This is a genomic window from Erythrobacter sp. JB1-7 (assembly GCF_057365015.1).
On the sequence record NZ_CP200291.1, the window covers coordinates 105065 to 119021 of the forward strand.

15 protein-coding genes and 2 pseudogenes are annotated in these 13957 nt (G+C 57.9%); 7 read left to right on the forward strand and 10 right to left on the reverse strand.

Annotation, left to right across the window (positions count from 1 at the left end):
• Positions 1-18: 18 nt before the first annotated feature.
• On the forward strand, positions 19-969 hold the full coding sequence (gene gshB, locus AC0V6W_RS00525) for a glutathione synthase (RefSeq protein WP_486146139.1): 951 nt from the start codon (positions 19-21) through the stop codon (positions 967-969).
• A 74-nt stretch (positions 970-1043) separates the two neighbouring features.
• Here gshB and AC0V6W_RS00530 read toward each other — a convergent pair whose 3' ends face one another.
• The 5 genes and pseudogenes from AC0V6W_RS00530 to hemW form a co-directional block, all read right to left on the reverse strand.
• On the reverse strand, positions 1044-1331 hold the full coding sequence (locus tag AC0V6W_RS00530) for a GIY-YIG nuclease family protein (protein WP_486151402.1): 288 nt from the start codon (positions 1329-1331) through the stop codon (positions 1044-1046).
• 109 nt (positions 1332-1440) lie between these two features.
• Positions 1441-1593, reverse strand: a pseudogene (locus tag AC0V6W_RS00535) (tyrosine-type recombinase/integrase); the annotation flags it as partial.
• 30 nt (positions 1594-1623) lie between these two features.
• Entirely contained in the window at positions 1624-2022 is a 399-nt protein-coding gene (locus AC0V6W_RS00540; protein WP_486146141.1) for a hypothetical protein, read from the reverse strand.
• A gap of 23 nt (positions 2023-2045) precedes the next feature.
• Positions 2046-2932 (reverse strand): annotated as a pseudogene (locus AC0V6W_RS00545) (tyrosine recombinase XerC).
• Positions 2933-2970: 38 nt separating this feature from the next.
• Positions 2971-4137 (reverse strand): radical SAM family heme chaperone HemW, encoded by a 1167-nt coding sequence (hemW, locus tag AC0V6W_RS00550; RefSeq protein WP_486151404.1) that lies wholly within the window; start codon positions 4135-4137, stop codon positions 2971-2973.
• A gap of 135 nt (positions 4138-4272) precedes the next feature.
• On the opposite strand from hemW, the gene AC0V6W_RS00555 reads away from it, so the two are divergent.
• Complete coding sequence (locus AC0V6W_RS00555; protein ID WP_486146143.1) at positions 4273-4950, forward strand: CAP domain-containing protein; 678 nt, start codon at positions 4273-4275, stop codon at positions 4948-4950.
• 29 nt (positions 4951-4979) lie between these two features.
• On the opposite strand, the gene rdgB is transcribed toward AC0V6W_RS00555, so the two are convergent.
• From rdgB to rph, 3 genes are read right to left on the reverse strand one after another with little or no spacing between them, the layout of a single operon-like run.
• Positions 4980-5606 (reverse strand): RdgB/HAM1 family non-canonical purine NTP pyrophosphatase, encoded by a 627-nt coding sequence (rdgB, locus tag AC0V6W_RS00560; protein WP_486146145.1) that lies wholly within the window; start codon positions 5604-5606, stop codon positions 4980-4982.
• The gene (locus AC0V6W_RS00565; protein ID WP_486146147.1) at positions 5603-6121 is read right to left on the reverse strand and encodes a YcxB family protein; all 519 of its coding nucleotides are present in this window, start codon (positions 6119-6121) and stop codon (positions 5603-5605) included. Before AC0V6W_RS00565 ends, rdgB begins: the two co-directional genes overlap by 4 nt.
• Positions 6122-6124: 3 nt before the next feature.
• On the reverse strand, positions 6125-6838 hold the full coding sequence (rph, locus tag AC0V6W_RS00570; protein ID WP_486146149.1) for a ribonuclease PH: 714 nt from the start codon (positions 6836-6838) through the stop codon (positions 6125-6127).
• A gap of 115 nt (positions 6839-6953) precedes the next feature.
• Between rph and hrcA the strand changes: the two genes are divergently transcribed.
• The 3 genes from hrcA to AC0V6W_RS00585 are packed head-to-tail and all read left to right on the forward strand — an operon-like array spanning position 6954 to position 9565.
• Positions 6954-8000 carry a heat-inducible transcriptional repressor HrcA gene (gene hrcA, locus AC0V6W_RS00575; RefSeq protein WP_486151406.1) on the forward strand — a complete coding sequence of 349 codons (1047 nt, stop codon included), beginning with the start codon at positions 6954-6956 and terminating at the stop codon, positions 7998-8000.
• Between the two features lie 32 nt (positions 8001-8032).
• Positions 8033-8611 carry a nucleotide exchange factor GrpE gene (gene grpE / locus AC0V6W_RS00580; RefSeq protein WP_486146151.1) on the forward strand — a complete coding sequence of 193 codons (579 nt, stop codon included), beginning with the start codon at positions 8033-8035 and terminating at the stop codon, positions 8609-8611.
• Positions 8612-8620: 9 nt separating this feature from the next.
• Positions 8621-9565, forward strand: a complete 945-nt coding sequence (locus tag AC0V6W_RS00585; RefSeq protein WP_486146152.1) for a cobaltochelatase CobT-related protein — start codon at positions 8621-8623, stop codon at positions 9563-9565.
• On the opposite strand, the gene AC0V6W_RS00590 is transcribed toward AC0V6W_RS00585, so the two are convergent.
• On the reverse strand, positions 9562-10044 hold the full coding sequence (locus tag AC0V6W_RS00590; protein WP_486146153.1) for a vgr related protein: 483 nt from the start codon (positions 10042-10044) through the stop codon (positions 9562-9564). The two genes, AC0V6W_RS00585 and AC0V6W_RS00590, sit on opposite strands and share 4 nt — an antisense overlap.
• Before the next feature lie 35 nt (positions 10045-10079).
• Positions 10080-10577: a copper chaperone PCu(A)C gene (locus AC0V6W_RS00595; RefSeq protein WP_486146154.1), complete on the reverse strand. Its 498-nt coding sequence runs from the start codon at positions 10575-10577 to the stop codon at positions 10080-10082.
• 191 nt (positions 10578-10768) lie between these two features.
• Between AC0V6W_RS00595 and dnaK the strand changes: the two genes are divergently transcribed.
• Positions 10769-12709 (forward strand): molecular chaperone DnaK, encoded by a 1941-nt coding sequence (gene dnaK / locus AC0V6W_RS00600; protein ID WP_486151408.1) that lies wholly within the window; start codon positions 10769-10771, stop codon positions 12707-12709.
• Between the two features lie 82 nt (positions 12710-12791).
• A complete protein-coding gene (dnaJ, locus tag AC0V6W_RS00605; RefSeq protein ID WP_486146155.1) occupies positions 12792-13937 on the forward strand; it encodes a molecular chaperone DnaJ in 1146 nt (381 codons plus the stop codon).
• Positions 13938-13957: the final 20 nt, after the last annotated feature.

The following is a 13957-nucleotide window of genomic DNA, read 5'->3' on the forward strand; positions in this document are numbered from 1 at the left end:
CAAACGGAGGTTTAGGCTTTGGCACTCAGAGTTGCGGTCCAGATGGACCCCATTGAAGATATCAATATCAAAGGCGACAGCTCGTTCGCGCTAATGCTGGCCGCGCAGGAACGCGGGCACACTTTGTATGAATACCACGTCGAAAGCCTGACGCTGGATGCGGATGACCGCCTCTATGCCGAATGCGCGCCGGTGAGCGTGCAGCGGGTCGAGGGCGATCACGTGAAAATTGGCGCGCGCCAGCGGCTCGATCTGGGGCGCGATATTGATGTGATCTTGATGCGGCAGGACCCGCCCTTTCACATGGGCTATATCACCGCGACGCACCTCCTTGAACGGATCGGGGATGAAACTTTAGTGGTGAATGACCCTGCCAATGTCCGCAATGCGCCGGAAAAGGTGATGGTCTTGAACTACCGTCAGTTTATGCCGCCAACGCTCGTCACCCGGTCCCCTGATGAAGTGAAACGCTTTATGGAAAGCCACGGCGCGGTGGTGGTCAAACCCATTCACGGCAATGGCGGCAAAGCCATCTTTCGCGTGCCCGAAAACGGCGAGAACCTGACAGCCCTGTTCGAGGTGTTCAACCAGACCTGGCCCGAACCGCATATGGTGCAGCCTTTCCTTCCCGAAGTGGCACAAGGCGACAAACGCATCGTGCTGGTGGACGGCGAAGTGGCAGGCGCAATCAACCGCATTCCGGGCGAGGGCGAATTTCGCTCAAACCTTGCGATGGGCGGCAGCGCCGAGGCAACAGGTTTGACGGAGCGCGAGGCGGAAATCTGCGCCGCAATGGGGCCGGAATTGAAACGCTTGGGGCTAACCTTTGTCGGCATCGACGTAATTGGCGGCAAATGGCTGACCGAGATCAATGTGACTTCGCCCACGGGGATCGTGGCGATATCGGAGTTTGACGGCAGCGATGTGGCGGGGATGATCTGGAACGCTATTGAGGGGCGTGTAGGGTAACTGTTTGGCAGTTGAGGGAAATGAACTGGGCGCGAAACAATTCACCGTCATCCCAGCGAAAGCTGGGATCGCTTTCAACTTAAGATCCGCCCAAACAAATCATCCCAACTGGGATTTCGGGATTCAATTAGCTCGATCTTCCATTGCCGTTTCCAAGCTTTCATCGCCTTCTCTCGAGAAATGGCCGCCTCGATTGTCGCCAAATGTTCGGCATAGACAAGCCGATCAAGTCCATAGCGTCGGCAAAATTTTGAACCTTTGCCGTTTCGGTGCTGCGTTACGCGGGCTGGCAAGTCGGCGGTAATGCCGACATACAGAACGCCGCGCGCTCGATTGGTCATGATATAGACCCAGCCACCCATTTTTCGAATGTAGCGCATCTCGCGAGCGATCCCATCTTTCGCTGGGATGACGGCTGTGAAGATTTGGTAATGCCGAGGTGCGTTCTGGCTCCCCACCCGTAGCGAACGCTCATTTCTTTCCCGCCCGCGGATGCGCGCCTCTATACGTCTGCAGCATGCTCGCAGCATCAACCCTGGTGTAAATCTGCGTCGAGCCAATCAAAGCGTGACCAAGCATCTCTTACAAGGACCGCAAATCCGCGCCCGCTCCCAAAAGATGCGTTAGTCAGCGCCGCGAAAATTCGCTTTTAGCTCAAAACATCTCGCATTGTGCAATGATGGCTTTGCCGCTCGTTTCGACTTTCAAATCGGCGCTCACTTCGCCAAGCGCGCTGTCATTGTATGTCACATTGGACCCTTTGACGCTGGCACCGGCGTTGCCCATGAAGGCGAGAGTCAATTGGTCTTCGAGCGATTTGTAAGCGGCCCTTTGCTGGGCGGGGGTTAGCTTTTGAAGCTTGTCGTCAAAGCATTCGCATTCGCTTGATGAGGCGCTGAAGCCCAAATGCGAAGCGCTTTGCAGATAATCGGTGTCGCATTTGGCGTAATATTCGCCGCGTTCATACCCTTCGCTGGTGTTGGACCTGCCCAGCACATCGCATCCCGCGAGGCTCAAACCGATGATTGTGATGGTCGCAAATCCGGTTTTCATAATATCTCTCCCCAGGGGTGCGGTCAGCGTTTTTTGCCAGCTCTTGGGTGCGCGCCGCGATAGGTTTCCAGCAGGCTTGCTGCGTCAACTTTGGTGTAGATCTGTGTGCTCCCAAGCGATGCATGCCCCAAAAGCTCTTGCAAACTCCTTAAATCCGCGCCTGCTCCCAGCAAATGCGTTGCAAAAGAATGGCGCAAGGCGTGAGGCGTGGCCGTATCGGGCAGGCCAAGCGCAACCCTTGCGCGCGCGACGGCTTTTTGCACCATTCCGGGCGATAGCGGCCCGCCTTTTGCTCCCCGAAACAACGCCTCTTCCGGCGCGAGGGGGAGGGGGCATGCCTCGGCATATTCGGCCACTGCCTGGCGGGTGATGGGCAGGACGGGGACGATGCGCTGTTTGCCGCCTTTACCGGTGACGGTCAGAGTCTCTGCCAATGGTGCGTCGCTGCCTTTCAACGACAATGTCTCTGCTATTCGCAACCCGCTGCCATACATAAGCAGAAGCACCGCCCGGTCGCGCGCGCCGATCCAGTCTTCTCCCGCTGCCCCCTCGACCAGATCGGCAAGGCCCACCGCCTCATCCGGAGTGACAGGGCGGGGCAGCCCTTTTTGAGGCGCGGTCCGCGCATTCGCGGGGCTGCGGGGGCGGGGTCGCCCGTTTCAGCGCGGGCAAAAGCGATAAAGGCTTTCACCGCTGACAATTCGCGCGCGGCGCTGGCATTCGATAAACCGCCCGCGCGGCGCGCTGCGAGGAACGCGCGCAATTGGGCAGCTTCAATGGCGGCGATATCGGTCAGCGCTTTGCACTGGAAATGCGCGATCAGATTGCGCGCGGCATTCCCGTAAGCGCGCACGGTGTGCGGGGACCGGCGCAGCGAATGGGTGAGGTGATGCGTCCACACCTCCAACATGTCGGCGATGCTTTGTGTCGTGCTCACGTCTGAAATGCTCATGGGGCCACCAATTCATCAGCGACAAGCTCAGCCAGCAGCGCATCAAGCAGCGGCCTGCCATCCCGCGCCACGCCCAAAAGCTGGGCACCTCTTTCGCCATCACGCCAGATCAGGCCCTGTTTTTCATACAGCGCGGCTTTGCCGGGATTGATGAGGCGGTCTGGCGCGATGCCAAACCTGTCCGCCAATTCGCCCAGATCTATGCCTTGCGCCAATCTGAGGCCCATCAGCAAAGCCTCACTCGCCTGTTCGCGCGCGCTCAGATGGCGCTGTTCGGCAATGCCGTGGCCGCGCTGTGTCACCGCGCGCAGGTAATTTTCGGGCTTCTTGTGCCGCACCGTCGCAGCGCCCGCGCGCCGCCCATGCGCGCCGGGGCCAATGCCGCAATAATCCTGATACCGCCAATAGGTAAGGTTATGGCGGCTTTCCTCGCCGGGGCGGGCGTGATTGCTGGTCTCATAAGCTGGCAGGCCCGCCGCCACGGTTAAGTCCTGTGTGATCGCAAACAGATCGGCTGCACGGTCTGCATCAAGCGGTTCAAAAACGCCGCGCCGCACATCGGTTTCAAACCGGGTCGATGGCTCAATCGTCAGCTGATAAAGTGAGAGATGCCCTGTCCCAAAAGACAGCGCGCGCGCCAATTGCGCTTCCCATGCCTGCGCTGTTTGATCGGGCAGGGCGTAGATGAGATCAAAGCTGACCCTGTCAAAACACGCCTGCGCCGTTTCAAGTGCGGCCAAAGCTTCGCCTGCGCTGTGCAATCGGCCCAGCCATTGCAGCGCCTCATCCTCCAGGGATTGCACGCCCAGCGATACGCGGCCAATCCCGCAAGCGGAAAGATCGGCAAAGCGGCCCGCCTCGACCGAGGAAGGGTTCGCTTCCAAAGTGATCTCAATATCGGGCGCAAATCCCCAAAGCGTCTCAGCCTCCGCCAGCAAGGCCCCAACCAATGCCGGCGGCATCAGCGACGGCGTGCCGCCGCCAAAAAACACTGAGGTAAGCGGCGCGCTGGTGTCTGCCGCGCTCGCCTCTGCGCGCATATCCGCGATCAAAGCGGTCTGCCATGCCGACACATCCACATCCGCACGGACATGCGAGTTAAAGTCGCAATAGGGGCATTTCTTTTCGCAAAAGGGCCAATGGATATAAAGCGCGCGTGCCATCGCATCTGTCATAGGCCCGTTCAGCCGGAAATGGCCACACCTTGCCGCTAACCTGCGGGGGAAGGCGCGTTTGCTAAGGCGGCGGTAACCCTTTTTGCCTAGGTTTCAGCAAATAAATTAAAGAAGACGGGACGTATGAAAAACACACATTTTGGCGCAGGCGTGCAACGCGCTTTGGCAATTGCTTTGGTTCCCATGATGGCGGCTTGCGGGGGAGGGGATAGCGCATCCTCTGCTGGCGCAGCGATTGCAGGGCCCGGACCGACACCGTCGCCCAGCCCATCGCCTTCGCCGACCCCATCGCCAACACCGTCCGCATCGCCCTCTCCCACGCCTACGCCCACGCCTACGCAAGGGACAGCATCAGGGCGTCAGAACCAGATGCTCGCCGTGATGCTGGCGGCGCACAATGATGCGCGCGCAGAAGTGGGCGTGCCCGATCTGGTGCTCGATCAGGATTTAAGCGATCAGGCGCTTGCCTATGCAGAGGAACTGGCGCGCACGGGCCGGTTTGAACACAGTCCCGGAAACACGCGGCAAGGCCAAGGCGAAAACCTGTGGGCCGGAACTGCAGGCGCGTTTTCATACGAAGTGATGGCCGCTGGCTGGATTGATGAGAAGCAATATTACATCCACGCCGCATTCCCGCAGGTCAGCAGCACGGGCAATTGGGCCGATGTCGGGCATTACACCCAGATCATCTGGCGCAACACCACACGATTGGGCTGCGGGGTCGCTACCGGAACGGGGCGCGATTATCTGGTGTGCCGCTATGCGCCGCCGGGCAATGTCACCGGGCAATTCGCCTATTAGCGGGCTGATCTGACGCGCTAGGCTAGCTTTCAGCCAAATTGATGCGCGACCAGTTTTGCAAACGCATCGGCGCGGTGGCTGATGGCGTGTTTGGCCTCTGGCTCAATCTCGGCGAAGGTCTGACCTGCGCCTGTGGGCACAAACACTGGATCATAGCCAAATCCCAATTGCCCGCGCGGGGGCCAGGTGAGAGTGCCGGAACATGTCCCTTCGAACACGTGATGCTCCCCATCGGGCCAGCAAATCGCGAGCACACAGTGAAATGCAGCGGAGCGGTCTGTATCAGGGCCAAGCTCTTGCAGCATCCCTTCAACCTTGCCCATCGCCATGTACCAATCGCGTCCCGGATCGCCTTCGAAATGCTGCCGCTCCGCCCAATCGGCGGTGTAGACACCGGGGCGCCCGCCTAAAGCTGCGACGGCGAGCCCGCTATCATCGGCCAGCGCGGGCAATTGTGAGGCTTCAGCTGCGGCGCGCGCTTTGATTAGAGCGTTCTCGATAAAGGTCGTGCCGGTTTCCGCAGGTTCCGGCAGGCCCAAAGCGCCCGCGGACAGACATTCCATCCCGTAAGGGCCAAGCAAGGCCGATATCTCTTTCAGCTTGCCCGCATTATGCGTTGCTATCACCAGCGATCCGCCACCCAGTTTGCGTGTCATTTTCGCATTGTCCGTTTCTCGTGCAGACCGTTTTCGATAAGCGCGGCCCGAATGTGATCGATAAAGACCGGATCGACGCGCCGTTTTGGAATGATGTAGCCCAACATGCGGTTGGCATAGCACACAAAGACATGTTCATCTTCGTTCCAGCGGACAATGTTGGCCCACAGGATGCGGTTCGTACCGCTGGTTTGCGAGATTTCTGCACCATCTGGTGTCAAAACCCAGCTTTGCTCTTCTTGCAACGACACGGTTTCATTGAAAATCTTGCGCGATTGCGGCGGCAGGACGAGGAAATAACAAACCGACCACAACACCGCGGCAATCAGCAATCCGGCGGCAAGCGCCATGATGGCGCTAACCAACCGGAATTCCTCGATAACGCCCAAGACTATAATCGCCGCCGAGACAAAGATGACGGCAAGCGCAAACTGGCCTGTTTGTCCCCGCCAATGAAGCTTGTGAAAGGCCGTGTGGTCCGCCTCGCTCAGCTTTATCAGGACAGGAGCTGGCACAGCTTACTTTACCGCGTCCAATTGCGCCTTAAAGATCCCATCGCAGCCAATATTGGCGAGACGGAGCAAGCGCAAAAGGCCTTCTTCGTCATAAGTCGCGCCTTCTGCGGTGGCTTGCACTTCGGCGATCTGACCGCCTGAAATCAGCACGAAATTGGCATCCGCATCCGCATCGCTGTCTTCAGGGTAATCCAGATCAAGCACGGGAGTGCCTTTATAGATACCGCAGGAAATCGCGGCGACTTGGGCAGTGATCGGATCTTCTTTCAGATCGCCCGATGCCATCAGCGCATTAACCGCCAGACGCAGCGCCACCCATGCGCCCGAAATGGACGCGGTGCGCGTGCCGCCATCGGCTTGGATGACATCGCAATCGAGCGTGATCTGACGCTCGCCCAGTTTCTTAAGGTCAACAACCGCGCGCAAGGATCGCCCGATCAGGCGCTGAATTTCCTGAGTGCGGCCCGATTGCTTGCCGCGCGCTGCCTCGCGGCTGCCGCGTGTGTGGGTTGCGCGGGGCAGCATGGAATATTCGCCCGTAACCCACCCTTCGCCTTTGCCGCGCAGCCATGGCGGGATGCGTTCTTCGACGCTGGCAGTGCACAAAACGCGCGTATCGCCAAAGCTGATAAGGCATGACCCTTCTGCGTGTTTGGTAAATCCGGTTTCAATCGTGATAGCGCGCATTTCATCAGGCGCGCGTCCAGAAGGTCGCATGGGTCAGGTTCCTTAAAAGGGGATGATTCGTCTGATGCGCGGTTTGGCTGGGAACAATCCGGGCTGCAAGGTTTTGCGAATTGGCAAAAACAATTAGATTGGGATCATGAGCGATATGCCCACCATTCTGCCCATCACCGAAATGACCGAGCGCGCGCGCGAAATCTTTCGCCGCGTGGTTGAAGGATATATTGATAACGGCCAGCCGGTCGGCTCCAAAACGCTGGCCGCAGATGGCGCGCTCAATCTGTCGCCCGCTTCGATCCGGTCGGTTCTGGCGGATTTAGAAGGCGCTGGCCTTTTGGAAGCGCCGCATACGAGCGCGGGACGCAGGCCTACTGATGCGGGCCTTCGCATATTTGTCGATGGGATGATGCGGGTCAATCAGCCTACCGCTCAATTGCGCGATCAAATCGAAAGCCGCCTTGGCGCTGCTGGTCCGATTGAGGCGGCGCTGGAACAGGCCAGTTCGCTGTTGTCAGACCTGTCGGGCGCTGCCGGGATGGTCATGGTGCCCACGCGCGAGGTGCGGTTGACGCAATTTAATCTGGTGCCTTTGGGCGCGGATAAAGCGCTCGCTGTGCTGGTGGGCGAAGATGGCAGCGTGGAAAACCGCGTCATCGAAGTGGCGGCGCAATTGCCGCCTAGCGCGCTGGAACAGGCCAGCAATTACATCACCGCAAGGTTGGCCGGGCGCACTTTGGCCGATGCCGAACAGGCGATGCGATCCGAGATAAGCGCAGGTGAAAGCCAGCTTGATGATGCAAGCCGCGATCTGGTGGAGCGCGGCCTTGCCGTGTGGAGCGAAGATGCCAATGCGCGCCCGGTTCTGATCGTGCGCGGGGCGGCCAATTTGCTGGATGAAGCGGCGCTGGATGATATCGAACGGGTCCGATCGCTGCTCGATGATCTGGAAGACAAGCAATCAGTCGCCAGCCTTTTGGAAAGCGCGCGCGGCGCAGATGCCACGCAAATTTATATCGGCAGCGAAAACCGTTTGTTCGGCCTTTCGGGTTCTTCCGTAATTGCATCGCCCTATTATGATAGCGAAGAGAGAGTTGTGGGTGTCTTGGGCGTGATTGGCCCCACTCGCTTGAATTATGCGCGTGTCGTGCCCATGGTAGATTTAACGGCTCGAACACTGGGCCGACTTATCAAATAACGCAAACTTTTAGACCGGATCGCTAAGGCTTTATGGAACATATCGACAAACCTTCTTGTGAGCCCGTGCCTGACGAATTGGAAGGCGTGCCCGAAGAATTGCTGGATCAAGGCAGCGATGATGAAGACGCTGATAGCCTGGATGAAGCATTGGAAAGCCTGCGCGGCGATCTTGAAGCGGCCAAGCAGGATGTCCTTTATGCCAAGGCTGAAACGCAAAATGTGCGCCGCCGGATGGAAAAAGAAATCACCGATGCGCGCAATTATGCCGCAACCAGCTTTGCCCGCGATATCCTGAGTGTGTCAGACAATCTGGCGCGCGCAGTGGATGCGATCCCTGATACCTTGCGTGAAGATGACAAGATGAAAGGTCTTGTCACAGGGATTGAGGCGACCAAGCGTGAGCTTGAAAAAGTGTTCAAAGGCCACGGCATCGAACGCGTGCCGGCCATGGGCCTGCCGCTTGATCCCAATCACCATCAGGCCATGATGGAAGTGCCCACCGAAGAGCATGAGCCGGGCACCGTCATTCAGGAAATGCAGCCCGGTTGGACAATCAAGGACCGCCTGCTGCGCCCGGCCATGGTAGGCGTGGCGAAAAAACCGGACTGATAGGGCTCCATGCCCTTAGCTGACCTGCTCATCGTTGCCATCTTAACTGGTGCTGCGATCGGGTTGGGGTACGGATTGTCTGTGCGAAAAAGGCTGCGATCTTCTGCAATTGCAGAGGATCGGCCCGGCGCAAAATACAATATCTTTACCACTGAGTTTGACCATGTGTGCAGCGCCTCTCAGCTCGACACATTGCTCGAAACCCACGCGGTTAATCGTGGGGCGCCAGCAAGCGCGTCTGGAGCGTCCACCGAAGAGAGATATGCTCAAGCGTGCAAAGTTAGAGCAGAACGCCGGGTTCAGTGCCAAACCGCTGAGCGTGTTGACTTGCCTGATTGTTCAGTGCTCGTCTTACTCGATCAATCGGGCTCAATGCATGACTTAATGCCGCGTGTGGCTGGCGAAATTTTTGCCGCATTGGAAAGCTTGGAGGAATCCGGGGCGCACACTCAGCTAACAGGTTTCACAACGGTGGGCTGGCATGGCGGCCAATCGAGATTAAAATGGATCGCTAAAGGAAAGCCACCTTATCCCGGTCGCCTTTGCGATCTGCTGTTGGTCAATCACTGCGATTTTGAAGAGCCAATGAAAACGGCGGATTTGGCTCCGATTGTTCAGTCTAATGTGCTCTTCGAAAACATTGATGGCGAAGCGCTTTTGTGGGGGCAGCAGCATTTGCTTGAACAGCCCGCAAAAGAGCGTGTTCTAGTCATCATCAGCGATGGCGCTCCGGTTGACGATTCTACCATTGTAGCCAACGGCGATGCATTTTTGCCTTCGCACCTTCGAAAAGTGGCGACTGGTATTGAAAGCGCACATGATGTTCAACTGGGAGCGATAGGGTTGGACTTCATGGTGGACGATATTTACCGAAACGCGCAGACATCCGAAGGCGCAATTGGTCTAGGCGAGGATTTGGTTTGCTTGGTCAACGACTTACACGCGCAGATCTAACTCCCCGGAAAATTCACCAGCATATCGTAAGCTTGCGGGTCCGGTGCGCCTGCGACTTTTGCACCGTTTCTCAGCCAGAATGCGTGTTTGACGATCTCGGCCTGTTGTTCGATGCCATAGGCGGCGAACGGTTGGCCGGGTTTCAGCGCATAGTCATAGCGGCAAAACGGGTGGCGGTTTAGTACCAGATACCACCGCCCGCGCGTCTGCGCCTGCCAGATATGCGTCATCTCGTGAATGAACAGCCCCTGCCGGATCAGGTTTTCTTCGGCAAAATCATCGCAATAGGCGTGGCCTTTGGGATGAAAATGCATGTGCCCCTGGGGCGCCATGGTCACTTTGCGCGGCTGAAAGGGAAACCATTTGCGCCGCTTGATCTTTACCGCGCCATAATCGACCGCAGTGCCGAAAACAGAGCGCGCCAATTCCGCCTCGCCCGATGTCAGATGGCGTTCTGCGCCAACCGGACATGCGGGCAAAGTGGGATCGGTTTTGCGTATATCTGGCGGTGCGTTCAGCGCTCGTCCCCGGCGGCTTTCACCTCAGCGCTGAATTTGTGACGGTCGCCGCCCGATACGCGCAATTCCACCTCGACAGTGCTGCCCGGCGTGATGCCTTCATCAAGGTCAAACGCCATCACATGCTTGCCGCCCGGTTCAAACTTGATCGTCTCACCTTTGGGCATGGCGACAGGGCCGGTTTCGCCCATGGTCATTTTGAAATTGTATTCCATCGTATCGTGGACTTCGGTTTTCTCAGCGCCTTCAACGCTGGCCCCGTTGATCGACAGGCCGCGTTCCCCGTTATAGGTGAGGTCGAAATACACCGCCCCCGGATTGCCCGATACCGCCGGCAGCATCAAACGCGCATCGGCAATTTCAAGGCCGGGCACCACGCCTTCGGGCGGGGCCTCAACCGCGGCTTCTTCAGCGCATGCGCCAAGCGCCAATGCAGCCGCCGCTGCCATCACGCTCGCCCCGCGCTTTCGCATTCCAAATCTTAAAGTGCCCATCACGCAAATTCCCCTCATTTTGTCTCGGTATAAAACTAGGGCGTGTCGTCCCTTGTGCCAAGCAAAACCGCACCTATATCGCGGTCATGTTCACGCTGCTTGCGACTTTTGCAACGCCCCGCCACGCGCTGGCGATGATTGCAAGGCCGCTGTCCCGCAGCATTTAGCAATCTGTAATGGATGGGGAAATAATGGCTAAAGTTATCGGTATTGACTTGGGCACCACCAATTCGTGCGTTGCTGTCATGGATGGCGGCAAACCCAAGGTTATTGAAAATGCAGAAGGCGCACGCACAACGCCTTCCATCGTGGCTTTCACCAAAGATGATGAGCGCCTGATCGGTCAGCCGGCAAAACGCCAGGCAGTGACCAATCCGGATAACACACTGTTCGCGATCAAGCGTCTTATTGGCCGCCGGTTTGATGATCCGCTGACCAAAAAAGACATGGGCATCGTTCCCTATGATATCGTCAAAGGCAAAAACGGCGATGCCTGGGTCGAAGCCAATGGCGAGGAATATTCGCCCAGCCAGGTTTCCGCATTCATCCTGCAAAAGATGAAAGAAACCGCCGAAAGCTATCTGGGCGAAAGCGTGGAGCAAGCGGTTATCACTGTGCCTGCGTACTTTAACGATGCCCAGCGTCAGGCGACCAAAGATGCAGGCCAGATCGCTGGCCTCGAAGTCTTGCGCATCATTAACGAGCCGACAGCGGCTGCGCTTGCTTACGGTATGGACAAGGATGATGGCAAAACCATCGCAGTCTATGACCTTGGCGGCGGCACGTTCGACGTTTCCATCCTTGAGATTGGCGACGGCGTGTTCGAAGTGAAATCGACCAATGGCGATACGTTCCTTGGCGGCGAAGATTTCGACAATGCAATCGTCGAATGGCTCGCTGGTGAATTTCAGAAGAAAGAAAACATGGACCTGAAAGCGGACAAACTCGCGCTTCAGCGTCTGAAAGAGGCAGCCGAGAAAGCCAAGATCGAGCTTTCCAGCGCCGCCACCACCGAAGTCAACCTGCCGTTTATCACCGCGCGCATGGAAGGCGGCAGCTCCACTCCGCTGCACTTGGTTGAAACGATCAGCAGGGCTGACCTCGAAAAGCTGGTGGGCGATCTGATCACCCGCACGCTTGATCCGTGCAAAAAGGCATTGAGCGATGCGGGCGTGTCGAAAGACGATATCGACGAGGTGATCCTGGTCGGCGGAATGACCCGTATGCCGCGCGTTCGCGAAGTGGTTGAGAAATTCTTCGAAGCCAAGCCGCATACCGGCGTGAACCCCGATGAAGTCGTCGCCATGGGCGCGGCCATTCAGGCAGGCGTGTTGCAGGGCGATGTGAAAGACGTGCTGCTGCTCGACGTGACCCCGCTGTCACTCGGCATTGAAACGCTGGGCGGTGTCTTCACCCGCATGATTGATCGCAACACGACAATCCCGACCAAGAAAACACAGACCTATTCGACCGCCGAAGACAATCAGAACGCGGTGACGATCAAAGTCTTCCAGGGCGAACGCGAAATGGCGAGCGATAACAAATTGCTCGGCAATTTTGACCTCCTTGGCATTCCGCCAGCACCGCGCGGTGTACCGCAGATCGAAGTGACGTTTGACATTGACGCAAACGGTATTGTCAGCGTCTCTGCGAAAGACAAAGGCACGGGCAAAGAGCAGACGATCAAAATTCAGGCATCGGGCGGTTTGTCCGATGGCGATATTGATCAAATGGTCCAGGATGCGGAGAAATTCGCCGAGGAAGACAAGAAACGCCGTGAAAGCGCCGAAGCGCGCAACCAGGCTGACAGTCTTGTCCATGCGACTGAAAAGCAATTGTCCGAACACGGCGATGCCATTGATGAGGCGACCAAAACCTCTGTCGAGGAAGCTGTTGCTGCGACCAAGACCGCTCTTGAAGGTGACGATGCTGAAGAGATCAATTCCAAAGCGCAGGCTCTGACCGAAGCGGCCATGGAAATGGGCAAGCAGATCTACGAAAAAGAGCAAGCCGCCGCGACCGCAGAAGCAGAAGCTTCGGGTGCAGCCGATGATGCCGCGCCTGAAGCGGCTGAAGATGATGACGTGGTGGACGCCGAATTTTCGGAAGTTGACGAAGACAAAAAGGGCTGATCCCCTTACATGCAACCCGGCGGGGACGGATCGCTATAATTTAGGTGATCCGGCCCCCGCCAGTTCGCCGGGATAGGTCAACATGGTGCAGACAGCTTCAGATTATTATGCAACGCTGGGCGTGGCCCGCGATGCCGATGGCCCTGCGATCAAGGGGGCTTACCGTAAGCTCGCGATGAAGTTTCACCCGGACAAAAATCCGGGCGATGCCGCAGCTGAGGCGAAATTCAAGCAGATTAATGAGGCCTATGATTGCCTCAAAGACCCGCAGAAACGTGCGGCCTATGATCGCTATGGTCATGAGGCGTTTCAGCAGGGCATGAGCGGCGGCGGTGGTGGCCGCGGCGGGCCGGGCGCTGGCGGTGATTTCGGCGATATTGGCGACATATTTGAAACCATTTTCGGCGGCGCATTTGGCGGCGGCGGCGGCGGTGCACGCCAGCAGAACCGGCGCGGGGCTGATCTGCGCTATGACATGCAAATCTCTTTGGAGGAGGCGTTTCACGGCAAATCCACCGAGATCGAGATCGAAGTCAGCCAGGAATGCGACACCTGCGATGGCAGCGGCGCGCGGCCCGGTACAGGCGAGCGTTCGTGCAATCTGTGCCATGGGCGCGGAACGGTGCGCGCAAAACAGGGGCTGTTCGTGGTCGAACGGTCTTGCCCCACATGCAGCGGGCGCGGCGTGGTTATCGAAGACCCCTGCGCGGTGTGCCGGGGCGAGGGCAGGGTGGACCGCCCGCAAAAGCTCGAAATAGAAATCCCGCCGGGCGTGGATACCGGCACGCGCATCAGGCTCGCTGGCAAAGGCGAAGCGGGCGCGCGCGGTGCGCCTGCGGGTGATTTGTATATCTTTATCCATGTCGCCCCGCACGAATTGTTCGAACGCGAAGGGACGACTTTGGCAGCGCGTGTCCCCGTCAGCTTTACGACGGCAGCGCTCGGCGGCACGGTTGATTTCCCCGATATGGACGGCAGCACCAATTCGATCGAAATTCCCGTCGGCATTCAATCGGGCAAGCAATTGCGCGTGCGCGGGGCTGGTATGCCCGTTCTGCAAGGACGCGGGCGCGGCGATCTGGTGGTCGAAATTGCGGTGGAAACCCCGACCAAGCTCAGCCGCAAGCAAAAAGAGCTGTTGCAGGAATTTCGCGAGACCGAAACGGGCGATGAATGCCCGGAAAGCAAGGGTTTCTTCTCCAAACTGAAAGACGCTTTCGGCACCTGATCCTAGACTTGGGGCGCGCG